14 protein-coding genes and 1 pseudogene are annotated in these 19,227 nt (G+C 29.6%); 7 read left to right on the top strand and 8 right to left on the bottom strand.

The genetic code is table 11. The features are described 5' to 3' along the window. Positions 1-8 precede the first annotated feature (8 nt). Complete coding sequence (locus tag C3L23_RS09090; RefSeq protein WP_168175743.1) at positions 9-383, top strand: rhodanese-like domain-containing protein; 375 nt, start codon at positions 9-11, stop codon at positions 381-383. 323 nt (positions 384-706) lie between these two features. Then, complete coding sequence (locus C3L23_RS09085) at positions 707-2,002, top strand: site-specific integrase (RefSeq protein WP_127681961.1); 1,296 nt, start codon at positions 707-709, stop codon at positions 2,000-2,002. Here C3L23_RS09085 and C3L23_RS09080 read toward each other — a convergent pair. Together C3L23_RS09080 and C3L23_RS09075 are read right to left on the bottom strand one after the other, a co-directional pair. Continuing rightward, positions 1,999-3,207 (bottom strand): ATP-binding protein, encoded by a 1,209-nt coding sequence (locus C3L23_RS09080; protein WP_127681959.1) that lies wholly within the window; start codon positions 3,205-3,207, stop codon positions 1,999-2,001. The genes C3L23_RS09085 and C3L23_RS09080 overlap by 4 nt on opposite strands. 210 nt (positions 3,208-3,417) lie before the next feature. After that, positions 3,418-4,521, bottom strand: coding sequence for a toprim domain-containing protein (locus C3L23_RS09075; RefSeq protein WP_127681957.1), 1,104 nt, complete (start codon positions 4,519-4,521; stop codon positions 3,418-3,420). 285 nt (positions 4,522-4,806) lie between these two features. On the opposite strand from C3L23_RS09075, the gene C3L23_RS09070 reads away from it, so the two are divergent. The 5 genes from C3L23_RS09070 to C3L23_RS09050 all read left to right on the top strand — a co-directional run bounded on the left by C3L23_RS09070 (position 4,807) and on the right by C3L23_RS09050 (position 9,183). Beyond that, positions 4,807-5,208, top strand: a complete 402-nt coding sequence (locus tag C3L23_RS09070) for a hypothetical protein (RefSeq protein WP_168175742.1) — start codon at positions 4,807-4,809, stop codon at positions 5,206-5,208. 10 nt (positions 5,209-5,218) lie between these two features. Then, positions 5,219-6,178, top strand: coding sequence for an AAA family ATPase (locus tag C3L23_RS09065; protein WP_127681953.1), 960 nt, complete (start codon positions 5,219-5,221; stop codon positions 6,176-6,178). Continuing rightward, complete coding sequence (locus C3L23_RS09060; RefSeq protein WP_127681951.1) at positions 6,165-6,986, top strand: hypothetical protein; 822 nt, start codon at positions 6,165-6,167, stop codon at positions 6,984-6,986. Before C3L23_RS09065 ends, C3L23_RS09060 begins: the two co-directional genes overlap by 14 nt. Positions 6,987-7,766: 780 nt before the next feature. Further along, on the top strand, positions 7,767-8,636 hold the full coding sequence (locus tag C3L23_RS09055; protein WP_168175741.1) for a phosphoadenosine phosphosulfate reductase family protein: 870 nt from the start codon (positions 7,767-7,769) through the stop codon (positions 8,634-8,636). A 292-nt stretch (positions 8,637-8,928) separates the two neighbouring features. Then, positions 8,929-9,183, top strand: coding sequence for a hypothetical protein (locus C3L23_RS09050; protein ID WP_127681948.1), 255 nt, complete (start codon positions 8,929-8,931; stop codon positions 9,181-9,183). A gap of 41 nt (positions 9,184-9,224) precedes the next feature. Here the strand turns inward: C3L23_RS09050 and C3L23_RS09045 are convergent. The 6 genes and pseudogenes from C3L23_RS09045 to C3L23_RS09020 form a co-directional block, all read right to left on the bottom strand. Continuing rightward, a pseudogene (locus C3L23_RS09045) lies at positions 9,225-10,428 on the bottom strand (IS256 family transposase). Positions 10,429-10,513: 85 nt separating this feature from the next. Further along, positions 10,514-14,212, bottom strand: a complete 3,699-nt coding sequence (locus tag C3L23_RS09040; protein WP_127681946.1) for a hypothetical protein — start codon at positions 14,210-14,212, stop codon at positions 10,514-10,516. Continuing rightward, complete coding sequence (locus tag C3L23_RS09035; protein ID WP_127681944.1) at positions 14,205-15,134, bottom strand: hypothetical protein; 930 nt, start codon at positions 15,132-15,134, stop codon at positions 14,205-14,207. Before C3L23_RS09035 ends, C3L23_RS09040 begins: the two co-directional genes overlap by 8 nt. Further along, positions 15,131-17,245, bottom strand: coding sequence for an ATP-binding protein (locus C3L23_RS09030; protein ID WP_127681942.1), 2,115 nt, complete (start codon positions 17,243-17,245; stop codon positions 15,131-15,133). Before C3L23_RS09030 ends, C3L23_RS09035 begins: the two co-directional genes overlap by 4 nt. Further along, positions 17,242-18,768 (bottom strand): hypothetical protein, encoded by a 1,527-nt coding sequence (locus tag C3L23_RS09025; protein ID WP_127681940.1) that lies wholly within the window; start codon positions 18,766-18,768, stop codon positions 17,242-17,244. The genes C3L23_RS09030 and C3L23_RS09025 overlap by 4 nt, the downstream gene beginning before the upstream one ends. A 76-nt stretch (positions 18,769-18,844) precedes the next feature. Beyond that, positions 18,845-19,213 carry a hypothetical protein gene (locus C3L23_RS09020; RefSeq protein WP_127681938.1) on the bottom strand — a complete coding sequence of 123 codons (369 nt, stop codon included), beginning with the start codon at positions 19,211-19,213 and terminating at the stop codon, positions 18,845-18,847. Between the last annotated feature and the right edge of the window lie 14 nt (positions 19,214-19,227).

Below are 19,227 nucleotides of genomic sequence, written 5' to 3'. Positions count from 1 at the left end.
GAGTTTTTATGAAAAAAATTATACTATTATTTGCAGCGGTTTTGGTATTTGGTTTTGAGTCGATGCCTGCGACAGTTGCTAATATTAAGAAATTAATAGCGGAACATATTCCTATTGTGGATATAAGAACACCTGATGAATGGATGCAGACAGGTGTAATTCCGGGAGCTATTAAAGATACTTTTTTTGACAGATACGGACGGGTAAATTCAAATTTTTTGCGTAAACTGCACGGAATTAAAAAATTTGCTGTTATTTGCAGAACCGGTCATAGAAGTAAATTAGTTGCTGAAATTTTAGAAAAAAACGGTATGCAGGTGATTGATTTGGAAGGAGGTATGTTTTATCTTATGAAAGATATGCTTCATAAAGAGTTTAAATAAATATTGTAAAAATCATTAGAATAAAATAAAAATATTATACTTATAAGTGTCAGACACTAAATAAGATAATTTTTAAAGTGGTGCGGGAGAGAAACTTCAAATCTTGAATTCAATACTTCATTTTTTCTTCGTTTATTAAAAATTTAATGTTTTATAAATAGCGATATTATGGGGTTTGTAAAATTATTTGACAACAAAAATGAATTTTTTATTTTTTATTGAAATTTTGAAAAATTTTGCTTCAGGGTAGGTTTTGGGGTAGGTTTTTTATTATAATTATTTATGTTGAAAAACGCACCATACCAAAACTGAAAGGAGGAATCATGACAATCCGAGAATTAAGAAAACTAAAATACAGTGGAAAAGTTGAAAAAATAAAAGTTGCTGAGAATCTTTATGTTTATGTTCAAAAAGAAAGCAAAGTTTTTAAATTCGTAATTAAAAAAGATAAAAAGAAAATTGAAGGGACCATTGATAATATAGACAATATAACATTGACGGAAGCAAAACAAGTAGTTCAAAAACTAAAAGCTAAAATAACGGATAAAAGTTTTAGTGAGGCAAGGGAAGTTATACGGGCTGAATTAGCAAAAAAACAAAGTAAAAAAGACAAAGAAATCATACAAAAAAAATTAAAAGATTCCGAAAAATATCTGCTTAAAAATATTATTCAAGAATATTACAACAGCGAAGACAAAAGGGACCAGGGGCGAATTCGCAATTATATAATACCTGCACTCGGTGAACTGGATGTCCGTACAATGCAGCATACGGATATAATTAACAATCTATTAAAAAATATCCACAACTTAAATAAAAATAACAAAAAAGCTCAAACTACAAAAAATAAATCCGAAACAGCCAAGGAATTAATGCGTTTACTTCGTAATTTTTATAAATCTTTGTTTTTGCATTACAATATAACGAATAATCCTGTGAGTTTCATAGATAATAATGTTATTGAAAAAGTTGTGGGTAAAAACGAAACGACTCATTTTCGTGCAATTACAAATCCTGAGGAACTGCAAAAGTTGTATAAAAATATATGTGAACTTGAAACATACGAGGAAACAAACAATTACCGTAATATAAAATTAACAACAAAAAGTCTGATGCAGTTTTTAATGTTTACTGCTTTAAGATATGGAACTGCATCTTCTTTAAAATGGGAATATGTCAATTGGAAAAATAAAATAATAGATATTCCAAAAGAAATTACAAAAACAAAAATCGATTTTAAACTGCCTCTTGCCGAGGAATCTCTTAAAATTTTGGAAAAATTATATGAATACGATAAAACAAAAAAAGGTTTTATATTCAAAAACGGTAACGGTAATAAAATTACAGAAAGCAGTGTAAATAAACATTTAAAAAAATTATCCGGTAATAAAACTACTTCTCATGGATTTAGAAGCAGTTTTGCAACAATTCTTAAAGAACAAGGTGAAAACCCACTGATTGTGGAAACTCAGCTTATGCATAAAACCGAAAACAGCGTTGCACAAATTTATACTAGGACTGATTATGTAGAACAAAGACGTAGTTTGCTTGAAAAATGGGAATCTATTATAACTGCTAAAAATAAAAAAGATGACGGTGTAATTCGTTTTGATTTTTAATATAAAAACCCAAAAAGATATAGAGGGATTTTATTTTTAAATCCGATTTCAATATCGTCGCTGACGATAAAGCTGTTTTCAATCCCCTTTATCTGTTTAAAATCTTTATTTTTTCCTCCGATTTCAAACGTATAATTTCCTACGATAAAGTCTCCGTTTTTTGCCAAAACGATATTTTCATCAAAAAAACTTTTTTTATTTAAAAAATAACTTTTAATCTGATTTACAAAAAACGTCTCTCTTTCATTCCCTATATTTGAATTATCCGTAATGGCTCTTATAAGGTTTGTATTGTTTAAATAGATTTTATCTGGTTTTTGCAGTTTTGACGTGCCTCTTGATTTGAAATGAAGGTTTATTAAAATTTCGCTTTTTTCCAAAAGATAGAGATATTCAAGCAAAGAAGGTCTTGAAATTCCTGTTTTTTGGGATAATTCTTGGATATTCGGCGTAAAAGGTACGGAGAGGGCAAGCAGGTAAATGAGTCTTTTTAATTTATCGATATTTGCATACGAGATATTTGCGGTATAAGGTAAATCAACTTCAATGATGTAATTTAAAATATTTAAAAGTTTTTGTTTATAAGAGCTAATACCTTCTAAAAAAAACGGATAAGCGCCGAATTCTAAATATTCCTTGAAAAATTTAAGAGGCTTAATTTGTGAGTTGATAATTTTAGCAATTTCAATATGATTATTTACTATTTCGTCTATTGAATATTTATTAAATTTATAACCTTTAATTTCCAAAAATTCCCTAAAAGACAATACCGGGACTTTTATCTCATAAACCCGTCTGCTTAAATCCGCTTCTTTATAGATTTGAAGTAAAGAAGAACCTGAAACAATTACTTTTAGATTCGTCATATCGTATATCGCTTTTAAGTGGGAGGCAATGTCTTTGTATTTATGAATTTCATCTATAAAAAGATATTCTCCCCCGTATTGCTCGAACTTTTTGGCAAACTCATATAGATTTACGGTGGAAAAATAAGGATTGTCAACCGAAATGTAAAGAGCGTTATCGCTGTTTATCTCTTTTAATTTTTGAAGAAGAATAGTAGTCTTTCCGACACCTCTTTGTCCAAGAAGTGCGATAAGTTTATTATTTTCAATATCTACTAACTCATAAACGATTCTTTTAAATTCTAAATCTAATCTGTTTATAAGCTCTAACTGTTCGTTGAAAAACTTTGTAAAATCCATTTAATGCCCTTTGCTTAAAAATGTTAAATGCATTTTACACTTTTGTTTGTGTTTTGTCAATCGTTTTTTCAGAAGAAATGATAAATTTTTCTGAAAGAATAAAAGAATTTAATACGGAGAGAATGCCTATAATAAGGCTTTTTCAATGATATACAAATATAGGTAGGGTATGGAAAAATCATTTATACATAGATTTAACAAAAGATTTCATTAACGTGTTATTTCAGCAACTTTTTTTTCTTTTTTAAATTTTGAACTATGGATTAAATTTTGATTATACATTGCCTGCAGATATTCATTAAAGTCTTTATAACCTTTGTATTTTACAAGTTTCATTGAATATTTATTTATAAACCCTTTGGATTCTAAAAGATTTTTTATTTCGGAAGTGTATTTTTGTCCCATATTATCATCGTCAAATGCAAAAATTATTGTTTTAAGCATCGGGGAGTTTTTTATTACATCAAGGATAGCTTCTTTTTTTAAATTATTTAATGAGCCGTTTATTGAAATGGTTGCTAAGTCCGAATTTAAAGTATTTAAATCATAGTACGGGTTATGTTTAATAGTTTTAAAAAATTTTATTTGTAAAGCTGATAAACTGTCAAAAAAAGATTCTGTCAATACTAATGCATTTATTTTATCAAGATTACCCGTATAATAAATGCCGGCTTTTCCATGGTTAATTTTCCGCCATGAATTGTTCTTTTTGTAAATATCCTGAATCCCACATATGTCATCGATGTTACAATATAGAGGTATTTTAATGGTTGCATATTTATCAGTTCTATAAAATTTAAGTTTATTATTATCTCTTAAATAATTTAGTAATGCTTTTGAAATGCCACGAATATCGTTCGTGAAGTGCTTGTTTATTCTAAGATTTTTATAATTCTCGATAGCTTTTTTAGAATTTTTTTCAGCTTCCGCTATTTCTTTTTTAATTTTTTCTTTTCTTTCAACAGCTCTTTGTAAAGTCGGCTTTTTATTAAGATTAATAAAACTATAGTTATAGTTTAGGGGATTTATGTTGTAAAAATCAGCAAGTTTTTTTACAGCTGTTACAAAATCACAATCTTCGAGAAATTGTACAAGTTTTATGTTGTCTCCTTTGACTCCATTAAGTGTAAACCAGGCATTAGCTCCATTTTTATGAAATGTAATAATCTTTTTTCCTTTATCTGTGAGATATACCTGTGAGTTAATTGAACTTCTTTGTATATCTTTTTGAAAGTTAAATATATTTTCCAAAATATCTTCTACCGGAATATTATCTCTGATGAATTGCAAAAAGTTATCATCAAATTGTTTCATAGTAAACTCCTTTTTAATATATTTATATTGTTAGAGCTCGCTTTTTATTTAATTCTTATAAAAAATCTAAAAAAAAATATTGTTTAAGCTAAATTCAAGAGAAAATGTAAAAAAAAGCTATTTAGAAGTCTTAAAAAAGAAATTTTTGAAAAATTTTTAAAATATTGATTCTGCATACAAAACTTTCATTACTTCATATAAATTGTCAATTATATTGACAAATCCGATATTACGGGAATTTCGAGGAGTTTTTTATAAGTTTTATATGCGACTTTTTTATTATAATTGAGTAGAAAAGGAGTAATAATGCAAACTGTATGTTTGGAAAATTTTGAGGTATATGATGTAAAGGTTGATGATGAAACTTTTAAAAAAGGGTTGAATCTGTATGAAAAGCTAGAGAATAAACTTTTGAATAGGTTTTCCGAAGCCGAGGCGGCTTTTGGATTTGAAGCTGAAAAGGAAATAAATGTTTGGGATTTTCTAAGTATAAGTGGTAATCCTAAAAAATTGAGAAATTTACAAAACCGAATAACAAACTTTAAAACCGAAAAAAGAAGTATAAAAATAAGTAATACTCAGGATTGGCTTGAAGAATTGGAAGTTTCTAATTTAAATAATGTTGATGAAGGCTCAGAATCCAAAGACATGAATCAAATAAGAGAATATTTTATATTGGATATATAAGGTGGATAAGATGAGCGGAAACAACAATTTATTCAAAAATAATGTTGTTAATGAACACATTGAAAATTCACAAAATAAAAATATCCAAAAAAAGGGGACTGAGCCTTTATCGGTATTAAATATATTTAAAAAAGAATTGCCACCGCTGGATTTTGTGTTTACGGGTTTAAAGAGCGGGACTATTGGTTTTATAAGCAGCGCAGGTGGTACTGGAAAAAGTATGCTTGCTTTACATCTTGCTTTTAGCTTGGCGGATACAACAAAAACTTACAATTTTATTCCAGTAATAAACAATTCACACCAGCGAGGAATTGTTTGTTATCTCAACTTGGAAGACCCAACAGAAATTCTGGAAAACAGAATACAAAAAATCAGTAGAAAAATTATAAGAGAGTTTGGCGAAGCAAATGGATATAAAGCTTTGCAATCGATTGATAAAAATTTAATGGTATACGGGCTTTATGGAAAAAATTTTAATTTATATAAGGATGGTGAATTACAGGATAAAGCATATAATATATTGCTGAAATTAGGACAAAAATCAAGATTAATTATTATAGATACGTTTCGCCGATTACATGGAGAAGATGAAAATAATAACGCTAAGATGTCTGAGATACTAAAAATACTAGAAGAAATCTGCAATAAAACGGGTACAACTATACTTTTATTGCATCATCAAAACAAGACAGCTATTTTGGAAAAATCAAATGGACAAACTGCAATGCGCGGGGCTAGTGCACTAGTGGATAATGCAAGATTATTAATTAATATGAGTGTTTTAAGTAAGGATGAGGCAAAAGAATTAAGAATTCAGGAAGAAATGAGAAAACATTTTGTAAAAGTAACTTTTGCCAAAGTTAATTATGCAGCGATTCCCGAAGATATTTATTTAGTTAAAGGTTTTGATGGAGTGCTGGATGTTTGTAATTGTACTGAATTTGAAGGTGACGACGATGAAATTTATTAAAAATCTTGAAAGTAAATTAGATGATAGAACGCTGCATTTTTTACCTTTTCTTCCCTCTAGAAAAAGAAAACAAATGGAAATTGAGAGAAAGTGGGGTAATGTGGTTTTTAAAGCAAAAGCACCGGAATCGCTTAATACGTATGATTTAATAACATTAATGTTTATTATCAAAGAATATTCAAAACAAGATTGGGATATAATTGAAGTTGACGGAAAAGAAGCAGCCGTAAAGAAATTTGATTTGGTTAAACTGGTAAAAGAAAGAGGGGTTCTTAATAAAAAAATTAACAGAAAAACGCTTCTAGAAAGTATAATAAGATTATCTAAAGTAGACTTGTTTTTTACGAAAAACGGTAAAGCCCGTATGACAAAATATATATATGATGTTAAATATGATAACGATTATAAAGAAATTGAAATTTTTGCAAATAAAAAGTTTATAGAAACAGTTATAAACAAAGGCATCTTGGTGAATCTAGGAAACTTTTTAATATTGGAAAAAGAATTAACAGGAAGAACTGAATATGCAATACTTTTATATGCTTTTATGCAGGGGTCTAAAACTAAATTTAATGTAAACGGTAGAAAATTATTAAAATGGCGGGAAAAATATAGAGAAGATTTGTTGTTTGATATACTTAATCTCAATAATACAAATATGGACAAAAGAAAAAAACGTGAAAAAATAAAAAAAGCATTTAACGTTTTGCATAAAAATTTTGATATTCCTACATATAAATACGATAAACTAGAAGAAATGTGGGTAAGGACAGATTTGGCGCAAAAAAGATTAAACAAAGTTCGATGATTTTTTTTTCCACAAAGGAAAATGAGAGGGGACAGTATGGGAAATTGCGGGTAATATTGTGAGAAACAATGGGTGACAAAATTTTCCAAAAACGCAGATAAAATGGTCGGTTCAAGATATTATAGTATTTATAGTAAATATAGATACTATATAGGCGGACTTTATGTCCGCCATAGTATTAATAAGTATATATAGCAAAAGGGGAAAAGAAAAAAAAGAGCGGTTATTGAGGCTTTAGGTGCGCTCCTTTAGGTTCCGTTTCGGTTTTCATCGTTCAATCCAATTTTATTATATTTTATTTAAGAAAAATAAATTTTGTTGTATTTTGTTAAATAACATTAAATTTTTTCTCTTTTCGAATAGACATTCTGTTATATAGTTGAAAGAATTTAATGTTTTTTAATGAAATTTAAAAGAATTAAACAAAATTAAATATTATTAAACAGACTTAAAAAAATTAAACCAGATGTAAATTTTAAAAAAATTTTTTGAAAAATTTTACAAATTAATTTTTTATTTTTTAAATATCCATTAGTTCATTTTCAATGTCAAAATAATTGACAAAACACCATAACTGCGGACTTTTGTCAAATTATTTGCTTTACTTTTATGTTCAAAATACGGTAAGATTCTTTTGTATAGAAGAGAATTTTGCCAACCGATATATAAAAAAATATATATCGAGTGATGTTTGTGAAGTACAGAGCTTATTTGTTTTGGTGTCAGATACTTTTGTCAAATAATTTGACAAAAAAATTAGAAAAATTAAAAGGAGTGACAATGGAAACACTATTTAATTTACAAGAAAAAGAGCCCCCCAAAAAAATCAAAAAAGAAAAAACAGTAAATGTAAATTTAGAAGAGTTTGTAGGGGATTTTATTATCATGTTTAGTGGAGGTAAAGACAGCACAGCTGTCCTTTTATTTGTTTTAAACCATATACGAAAGTATAACAAAAAAAACCGAATCCGTATCCTTTTTTTTGATACAAAATGGGAGCATGAATATACTTATCAATATTTAACTTATATTGAAAAAAAATTGGGATTAAAAATTGAACGTATTGAAACTGAAGGTATGAAGAATTTATGCGTGCGAAAAAAAAGGATTCCAAGAGGTTTAGTTAGTAGATTTTGTACGAAAGAACTGAAAATTATTCCTTTTAAAAAATGGTTATTTGAAAATTATATACAAAAAGGGAAAAAAGCAGGAAAAGATTTTATTATTGTCCAGGGAATCAGGGCAGAAGAAAGTGATAGACGTGCAGAAAGATACGATATTTTTAATGTTAAAAATTTTGAAATAGAGAAGCATAGATTTAAAGTAATTTATTGGAATGCTATATTTACCTGGACAAAAGAACAGGTGTTTAATTATATAAAACAAAACGGTCTTAAATTGAATCCTTTATATACAGAGTTAGGAATGGAGAGAGTTGGATGTTTTCCGTGTGTTAGTGCACGTACAGTTGAGATTAAAGCAGTTGCCGCAGACGATAAATATCGTAAGAGAGTTTTTGAATTAGAGGAAGCGGTTAACAAAGTTAGGAACGGTAAAAAAATGCGTTTTTTTGTGGAAAAAGAAAAACAAAGATTGATTGACGAAGCAGAAAAAACTAAAAGTTTATTTGCGTTTGCATATACAACATAAGGCATTTTTTGCCTTATATGTTTCCTTATATGTTTAATAAAAGTTAAATTTGTTGTATTTATTTGTATTTTATTAAATAACATTGAAATTTTTCTCTTCTTGAATAGACACTCTCTTATATGTTTGAAATAATTTAATAAACTTAAATGAAATTAAACGGAATTAAATAAAATTTAAAAAAATTTAACGAAATTGAATTAAAAATCAAAAATTTTTCATATTTTTATTAAATTCTAAAATTTTTTGCTCTTAAAAGATATAAATATATATAAAAGAGATAAAAGGAGTGGTTATGAAACATTTATCCAATAAACAGTTTATTGAAAGAATGTTGATTTTAAAGGATTTTGAAGGTCACTTATGGGGAATTACCGTTTGTAGTGTATTGCAAGATTTTATTAGAGATTTAATAAAAGATGAATTCGAGATTAAACATATAGTAACAATAATAAATTTTATGCTGTATGAATATAATATTGAATTTGAAATTAAATATTATCATGTTTATCATTTTGTAAAACAATATATAAATCAATCAGATTATTAGGTAAAACCGTTCATAATTCCGTGTTAGCTAAGGAAATTATATCATAGATTTAAAGCATCATCCAATCTTCCTTCAAAGAAAATAGCCAGCTGAGAGAGTGTCAGATTCCAGTTTCTAATCGGCATAGTCCATTTTTTCTGGGCATTTTGAATACCTATATAGAGTAATTTCAATAAGCTGTCTTCATTCGGAAAAGCACCTTTGGTTTTAGTGAGTTTCCTGAATTGTCTATGGACGTATTCAATGATATTGGTGGTATATATTACTTTTCTTATGGATTCCGGGTATTTGAAATAATTAGAAAGATTATTCCACTTGTTTCTCCATGATTTAATAACGATTGGATATTTGTCTTCCCATTTTTCTTCAAGTCTGTCAAGTTCAGTTTCGGCCTGTTCTTTAGATACAGCCTGATATACTTTTTTTAAATCTTTCATAAACTCTTTTTGGTTTTTGGAAGCCACATATTTTAAAGAATTTCTTATCTGATGAACACATAACTGAACCTCTGTATTCGGATATATTGAGTTAATGGCTTCGGGAAATCCTTTTAAACCGTCTATGCTTGCAATAAGTATGTCTTTAACACCTCTGTTGCTTAAATCACTTAAAACCTAAAGCCAGAAATTCGCTCCTTCACTTTCACTGAGATATAATCCCAATATCTCTTTTTTACCTTGTAAATTTACTTCCAATATCGTATATACTGCTTTACTTATATATTTTCCGTTGTTTTTGATTTTATAATGAATTGCGTCCATAAAAATAAAAGGATAAATTGATTCTAACGGTCTTGACTGCCATTCTTTGACTTTGGTTATAATTTTATCCGTTATTGTATTGATTGTAGCTGTTGAAATGGATATTTGATATATCTCCTCTATATGAGATTTAATATCCCTGTAGCTCATTCCTAAAGCATACATGGATAAAATTTTTTCTTCTATTTCGTCACTGATTGTAGTTTGATGTTTCTTTACTATTTGAGGCTCAAAATTTCCTTCTCTGTCTCTTGGAGTAGCAAGTTCAAATTCACCGCTTGAAGATTTTACTGTTTTTCTGTTGTAACCGTTTCTTCTGTTTTTTACTTTGCAATACTTCATCTGCTATGTGGGATTCAATCTCAGCTTCAAGTGCAGCTTCTACAAGTTCTTTTATGAGCGGAGCCAATACTCCGTCTTTACCTCCTATTTTTTTACCTGAAAGTAACTCCTTAACAGCTTTTTCAAAATCAAACTTTTCCATTTCAGTCCTTTCTTCTTTGTTATTTTATCTAGACTGACACGGAATTTCTAACAGTCTCATTGACACGGAATTTCTTATAGTCCCCTCAATTTGTTAATTCAAAAATAGACACATTAAACTTTTCTTTCAAAAGTCTATCCATTTCTTTAAAAAAGTGATTTATTTCGTTTGCCAACATTTCTTTGTTTTGTTCTATATTTTTAATGGAAAGTTCCTTTTTTAGCTCGATTTTCGGGTCATTTGAGCGTATTCCGTAAAATATATCCATTTCAGTATCAAACTTAAATTGTTTTGCATAATCCATAAATTCTTCTTTTTCTTTCACTCCTTTAAACTCCATTCCAGCTATTACAGTTAAACCTTTTTTATAGCTAATATATGGTATAACAGCTTTAATATCTTCACTGTTATTCAATTTTATATACCTTTCAGCCCATGAATCACCTATATTTAATTTAACATTCAATAATGGAAGTAATTTTAAGGAAACTATTCTATAATATCCTATTCCTTCACCAACTAGAAAATCAGGATTGATTTTTTTGATATTCTCAAATGAATTCAAATATTCTTCATACAATTTAACTTTATTATTTTCTATATATAAAGGCGGTTTTATTTTATATTGATTTTCCAATTGATTCAGCCTTTTTAAAAAATAATTAAACTCCTCTTTTTCAGGAAAATATTCAATTACTTCATTCACTTTAGTTTTTCCCTCAGCTATTGCTTTAAATACAGTCAACATCCCATATTCCACTTTTGCAAAATTATTAATGATTTCACCTTGAACAGGTTCAGGCCATATGAACAGTTTATCTTTACTGTAATTCTCAGAAACTTTTAATATATAATCAAGTGTTTTAGTTAAAATCTCTTCTCTTGGAGATTTAACCTTTAACATATACAAAGGTCCGCTTCCCGACCATGTAAATCTTTGAACCAATACGTAATCTTTTAGGTCGTTTATATCAAAATATGTTTTAATGGCAATGTCAAACCATTTCCTTACAGGTATTAAATAAGAAATTGCATCTTTTGATTCTGTTTTGCTTAAATTGTCCTCAAAATTAAATATTCCTATTTTTTTACCGAAATCATTTATTTCTTTTAAATAAAATCCTTTATTATTTAATTCTTTTACGAATTCATTTAACTCTTCGTTTTCAAATTCGCTTACCAGATAAAGGGATTCCGTATATAAAACATCCTTATAAAGCTCTTTTGCTTTATTTATGAATTTCGGAATATCGCTCTCATTTTTCACTTTCATTTTTATTGCCGGATTCACTGTTTTTTTATCCGTAATAATCCAAAAATGAGAAAGTCTTTCAGGCTCTTCTGTGTAACTTCTATTTTCTTTGTTTATATTTTGTAAAAGATATACGTCCGCTTTTGAAATATATTTTTTAAATTTGTTGTTAGCCGTAATTTTAAAATAATACGTATTAGGATTGCTTCTTTGCATAAACAGATGAAATTTCAAATCACTGGTATACATATCACCGGAGCCGAATTTCAATTCTATATCAAACGTTTTTTCTATCTCTTTTCTGATTTTATTCCATAAAAGATACTCTTTTTCAATTTTAGAAAGAATCATATTAATCCACTGGTTAAAAAACGGAACTCCGTATTCTTCACTGCTTCTGACTGTTTCATAATCAACCATATGTTCTAATACACCAAAAGCCGAATTTACCCTTGCAAGTTTTCTTTGAATTTTGTCAAATCTTTTATTTATATTCGTTTCAAGTCCGTAAAATTCCAAATCGTCAAGATTTATTGCAAAAAACGGAAATTCTCCTACCGAATAAACCAAAAATTTTCTTGGTTTTTCACCTGTAAATTTGCTGTCCCTTTTACTTTCTAGATAGATATTTTCATTAATTGTAAGCTGTTTTTTTGAAGCTATTTTTTCAATAATCTCTTTAACAATATTTCTGACAGCTTCAAACTCCGCTTCTTTGTAAAAGCTTTTTCCGTCAATCCCAAGTTTTTCTTCAGCCTCTTTAATAAGCTTATCAATCTCTTTTTGTTCGTTTTCATCTATATATAAATCTTCTATAAATTCTTCAATTTTGAATTTAAACTCTTTAAGTAAATCGCTTCTTACTATTATAAACTGTTCGTCACTGCACTGCGTAAAATATCTTTTTTTATTTAAATCGTAATAAAGTACGTTTTGCATCGCAATTGTATAAATATTCGGTTTTTTGGAATAAAACACATACTGAAAGATTTTCTCTTCGAGCGGATTTAACTGTGAAATTCTGATACTTTCCTTTCCTTTTTTCAGATTAAGCCCTTCCGGAAACAAAACATCCACTATTACGTCTTTTGCGCTTGAAAAACCGATGTTTTTGATTCTGACTTCAAATATAAAATCCTCTCCGATTTTAATATGTTCTATTTCATTCCCTTCAGTATCGAGAAATCTTTTATAAACATTAATAACCGGGACTATTTTATCTTTACTTGCAGGATTTATAACCTCTAAACTTCCGCCACTGAATTCTATCTCTTCCGTTGTCAAAATATCCGCATCTTTTTCGGCAACCGTTTTATAATATTTATATGTTGCGATACCTCTTTCTAGGGTAAAGAATCCCTGTGTATCGATTGTGAATTTTATATCTTCAATTTCTATAACTTCGTCACCTATTTTATTAAATTCCAAAATTAACTGATTATTGATTATGCTTGCATCTTTTAAATTGTCTATATTCTCCGGCAGATGTGTTATTTTCATAATATCCGGAATTTCAAATTTTATTTGCAGTGATTCAAGGTCCGTTGATTTTTTATTATCAATAATTAATTTAAAAGAACTTTCCTGATTAATATAAATACTTTCGTCTTCAAATTTAAAATCAATATCCAAATTAACCTTAAAGCTTTCAGGGTCGGAATATATCTCATCGAAATGTTTTCTCTCTTCCAAAAAGTCAATTTGATAATACTCTATAGCGTTTCGGTAATCAATTTCTCCGCTTCCCTCTAAATTTAAATATTTCGCAATTTTTTTGTCTTTATCTACAAATTTACTCAAAATTCCAAGAAAACTTTTTGATTCATCCACAACTCCCAAATATACGATATTGGGAATAAGAGATACAAATTTATCTTTATTAATTAAAATCAAATCATTGAGTCTCGGATTAAAGGAAAGTTCCTCTCTTGAAGTTATAATATTATTTCCTGTAAACTCTTTTACGAGATAAAGCTGTCTGTTTCCTTCAAACTCAATTTTTTCCGGCATTAAAAGCTTGTAATTTTGTAAAAAAGAAAGATTTTCAACAAGTTTGTCAATCATCTGCTGTCTTTTGGAAAGTTCGGTCTCAAGTCTGTCTTTTGGTATAGGTTCTCCGTGAGCGTCGTTGTTTCTGATTGTTACGAGTTTATTGATAATTGCTTCATTTTCTTTATTGTAAAAATCCAGTATCTCAGGACATACCACATCAACATTATATTCTTTTAAAATTTTAACGGTTTCCCTTAACATCATCACCCATTTACCAAGGCTCATATGTTCAAGCCCCACATTTGTAAGACTCGGATGATTTTGAAGTTTTTTTATTATTTCAAGTTCTTTTTCGCTTTTATCTTCTTTGTTTTTCAGTTCCTTATACCATGCAATAAGTTCCGCTCCCACTACAGTCGCCAAAAAGCTTATTGTATTTTCAAACCAAAATCTTTGCATATCCTTTTTTTGTAAATCGTCTTTTATCATCATATACGGTCTGGCCACAAGTGACGGATATTTTACAATTAAATCATTCATCTCTTTCCCCTTTATAAGTTTGTAAAATTATTCTTTTTACTTCATCATAATCAAGTTTGCTTCCAAACATCTCCCCTGTTTTTTTAGGCGCGGCAATAAGGGTGTATTTTCCCATATCATCCCACCACGGTTCGTTCCATTTATCTGTTGACACTATTTTCCTGGGATTGTCGCTTGGTCTTTTCCCCTGCCATTTTTCGGTTTCGGCTTTTTCAATATTTTCCCACAACTCTTTTAAATTAAGTCCGCTCTCGGGTGAGACGGAAATCACCACGTCATTTCCCGCGCCTTTATATTTTTCATTAAACGAAGCTATAAATTCAAACTTTTGACGAAGAAGCAGTTTAACGAGTGGAGTTACGCTTACATTATCCAAAAATACGGCGTTAACTTTTCTTCCGTTGATTTTCAAAGTGTAAATTTCCGCGTTTTTAAGTGTTTCGTCAAATTTTTTATATTCATTTTGAAGTTTTTTAAAAGCGAGTTTATACAAAGGATTGTCATTTGAAGGAATATTGTCTAAATCATAATCGTTTTTGATTAAAAAATCCAAAAATTCAAGTGATTTTTCAACTTTAACGCTTTCATTGCCATCAATTGAATTAATCAAAGCGTTTTGCAACACCCCGTAACTTTTAAAAACGTCCCTATCGCTCTCTCCGACCTCCCATTTAGTAGCGTAATCAATATATTTTTTGGGAATTTTTCCGTTAATCAACATATAAATGGTAATTACCGTATCGGGAGAAAAATCTTCTATTACGATTTTTTCCCCGCCGTATTTTATTGGATTATGAACTAAAAACTCGGCACATGAATCAAATTTTTCGTTTTTGTTTATACATTTTTCGCAGTTCCCAAGCCCTATTAAAATTTCATTTTTATCTGCCTCTTTTTTATACGGGTCAAAAACTATTTTCATTTTAATCCCAATTTTTCTTTATCTTCATCATTTAAGAAGCTATAAGTAAATACCGGCGGTTCGCCATATTCTTTTATAAACTCTTTTGCTCTGTCGTATTCACCGCTACCACAAGCGATTTTTCCGAATATTGATGCGAATATGTCTATTTTATTGTGTTTGAGTTCAAGAGATTTATCATAATATTCTTTTGCTTTTTCACAATCTCCTTTGAGTCTGTAAGCCATACCAAGAAGCGAATACATGTTTGAAATACCAAACTCGTCTTTTAATTCTTTACTGATTTGTAAATCTTTTTCAAAATATTTAATTGCTTTATCACAATTGCAAGGGTCCCAAAACAGATAAAGCCTCCCAAGTCCTCCGTATGCCCTTGCAAGTCCCGGTAAATCTTTTACCGGTAAGTTTTCTTTAATTTCTATACTTTCAATAAATAAGTCTTTTGCAAGCAGTTTTTCATGATTTTCACCAAAAGATAAAAATCCGGCATAAGAATTAGCTATTTGGGAATATAAAGGTTTATTGTCTTTTGAAAGTTTCAGTGCCTCCGTAAAATATTTATGTTTTTTCTCTTTATTTTCAGGAGTGTTATCCAAACTTAAAGCGGCAAAATGATAACCTTCGGCTTTTGTATACTTGTTTTCGCTCGGAATAAGATAATTTTCAGCCAGTTCATAACATTTTTCAAAATAGCTTCTGTCAAACCTGCCCGAATTATAAGCTGCTCTGGTTGTAGCTATTTTTAATTCATCAGAAGAGTTTTTGGTCGTTTTGGCAATCAGTCTGTTCGTAAAATCCAAATCTATATTTCCCCTAACAAACTGTCTGTCGGCCTCAATTAACAGTTTAAGTTCTTCCACTTCCTCTTTTTTATCCACCAGTTGAAGAAGAGTCGTGGCATTTACTATATATTTGTCGGCCTTTTCAAATTCAAATATATTTTTGCACGCTCTTGCGGCCTTTAACTGATATTCGAAATTTTTATGTAATACGGTTTTACCCGCTCCGTAATAAAAATTGGCAATTTGAATATCGGAATAATTGTTTTCCTCCATTGCCTCGGCTATAATTTGATTGTAAAATCTTATAATCTGCGGTGCTGTTGCTTCCAAAAACGATTTATCTGTATAATTAATGAGTTCTTTTATAGCATCCACCAGTATTTGCGATTTAAAAGAAAAAATATTATCTTTATTCAAAACATCATAAACCAGATTTGTTTTTTTTGAAATTTCATATAAAAGATTTGTCATTTTAATTACCGACATATCAAGGGCGTCAGCTAAAACGGATACATCAAACTCTTTGCCGATTATTGCCGCAAGTGAAAGTATTTCTTTGTATTCCGGCATAGTTTCAAAAATCTCTTTAATATCCTCTTTTATATTATCGGGGACACTTGGTAAATCGGGATTAAATTCTTCACTGAAAACATAACCGTATTCCGATTTAACAAGGTAATTTTTTCTGTATAAACTCGAAACCACATTAACCAACCCCAGCGGAGTTGCATTTTCTTCGTCTATCCAGTTTATAATCCATTCCGTCACTTCGTCAGATAGATAAAAATTGTTTTTTAAAAACTCAAACTGTTGGACTTTATCCAAACCTTTTAATTCAAAAACGTTTTCAAGACCGAGTTCATCCAATATTTCTTTTTCCCTCGATGTTATTACAAAAAACAAATCGCTATCTTTAAGCTCTTCAAATAAAAATTTAAGGAGTTCCTTGCTTGCATCGTCAATCCATTGTATGTCATCTATAAAAACGACGGCTTCTTTGAATTCCCAAAATTTATTTTTAATGGCTATAAAAATATCTTGTTTTGAAATTGACATATCATTTTTACCTGACATAAACCCGGCTATGGGACCTAACATAATACTTCCGGCCATTTCCAATACCTGGTCGACCAGTTCGTTGGATTCCCTTTTATTAAACAAATCTATTTCAAAAAAAGAATCAAGCATATTGTAAAACAAATCATAAGGATTCGATTCTTTTGGACATTCCCCTGAAATTACGATTTTAGGTTTTAAATCCTTAATCAGTTTTTGGGCGGTGGTAGTTTTTCCTACTCCGCCTTCCCCTAATAGCGCTATATGTTTCATTTTTTTACCCCCGTTTTTTGAATCAAATCGTTATAATATTCAAATTCATAATAATTTTCCTGATGTAAGCCTTTTTCAATATCTTCCACAGATTCAAATTTTTGTTTAACTTCTTTTACAAATTCGCTTTTTTTCATTCTAATGACCAAAAATGAAGCAATTATCGTTAAAATACTTGATACGGCAAGCCAAATCAAATCCGTATGTACAAGCGATACAAACAACAAAGCGCTTGTAATTACAAAAACGATAATATAATATTCTTCCGTTTTATCACTTTTATCGAATATTTTTCCGCTTACATACCCGGAAAACAGAACCGCTAATGAAAACAGTCCGAAATACAACAGGTTTTCCCAAACGCTTAAAACATCGCCGTAAGTAAATATATAAGGCACAAAAAGATATCCGAGCACCCCCGCACTTATACTTAATCCTATTATCCCGCCTTTACCGGCGATTGAAGGAAGTTTTATGTAGTTTTGTATTTTTTTATATATCAAATCCATGGCATATATAGGTGCAAGTATTATCGCAATACCTACCAACACAACCCACCAAATGGTATATAAAACGTTTAAATCCCCGTTTGGCATAAAACTTTCTATACTCGGGACTATTACCCAAGGCAACACCCTTCCTACTGTGAATCCGATAAGGACGATAAGATATAAACTTCTGTTTTGTGTTTTTTTGACAAAATAAGCGGTAAGAAACAACACCAGTCCCAAAAGCAAAATATGAACTAAAATAAGTACAGGCCATTTCCCCCTTTCATCAATTGAATATCCGAAAGTTATACTGCTTTTGTCTTTATTGTATCCGTTTTTTGTATAAACTTCCCCGTATGCCGTGACATACATGTCGTTTTTTTCAAGAGGCGTTTTTTCGATTCTTACAATATAAACTTTTGATTTATTTACATATTTAAGAAGTTTGTTGATAATATCCGGGGTAATATTGTTTGAGTAAAAATTTTTTAATTCTTTATCGCTTAAGATTTCTTTGGGTTCTTCCGTTAAATGTGCGTAATATTTACCGTTTGCGTTAAATATTTCAAACGCAATCTCATTCCAATAAGGGTTGGACGAATTAAAAAACACATGGTTTTGAACTACCGTTTTAAGCCTGTCGGTTAAACTTTCAGACGCATTTTCCACGGCAATAAAATCAGCCGGTTTTGCCAGTGTATGCTGTCTTGATTTTTTTGGAAATAAAAAAAACGAAGTTGACACAAGTTTCAACATCGGAAAATATCCGTCCATTGTGTAGTATTTTGTTAAATAAAACGTATTTACCTCGTCTTTTAAAGCGTTTAATTTTTTTAAATTTTGCTTACTCGGTTCTTTTTTTAATTCTTTTTCGGCAAGAGCTAAATATTTTTTTGTTTTAAACCACACACTGCTTTTTATCCCCTCATCAATACTTAACCAGTAATAATTTTGTGCCATATTAAAGTATTTTTCAAAATTATTTGCAAAAAGTCCAACCACAATCAATAAAATAAACAAAACCTTTTTCATTCTTTCCCTTTTACTTTGTTTTTTCCTAAATAACGTGAGCTTATTTAAGAAAAAACAAATACCAAAAAGGTATTTGTTAAAGTTTATGCCAAGAGTGTGAGCCTTTAGTACAGCCTTGTGAAAGAGGAGAACCCTCACATTGTACTACAGCTCCACAATTTCTACACTGATAAGTACTTGCGCTTGGTGAAGTATGGTTACAAATAGGAAACCAAGAATGAGAACTTGCAACAGGACAACCTTGAGAATAAGGAGAACCTTCACAATAGACTACTGTTCCGCAATTTGCACAACTAAAAGCTCTTAGCTCTTTTTTAGCTTGTAAACTACCCTTATTGCATATTTTAAACCAAGAATGTGATGAGCCTTTAGTACAACCTTGTGAATGAGGCCAACCATCTTTTTCAACTACAATCCCACAGTTTTTACAAATCCACACACTCATTTTTCATCCTTTCT

This window comes from Nautilia sp. PV-1 (assembly GCF_004006315.1).
Classification (GTDB): domain Bacteria; phylum Campylobacterota; class Campylobacteria; order Campylobacterales; family Nautiliaceae; genus Nautilia; species Nautilia profundicola_A.
This window is presented reverse-complemented; position numbering and strand designations above follow the sequence as displayed.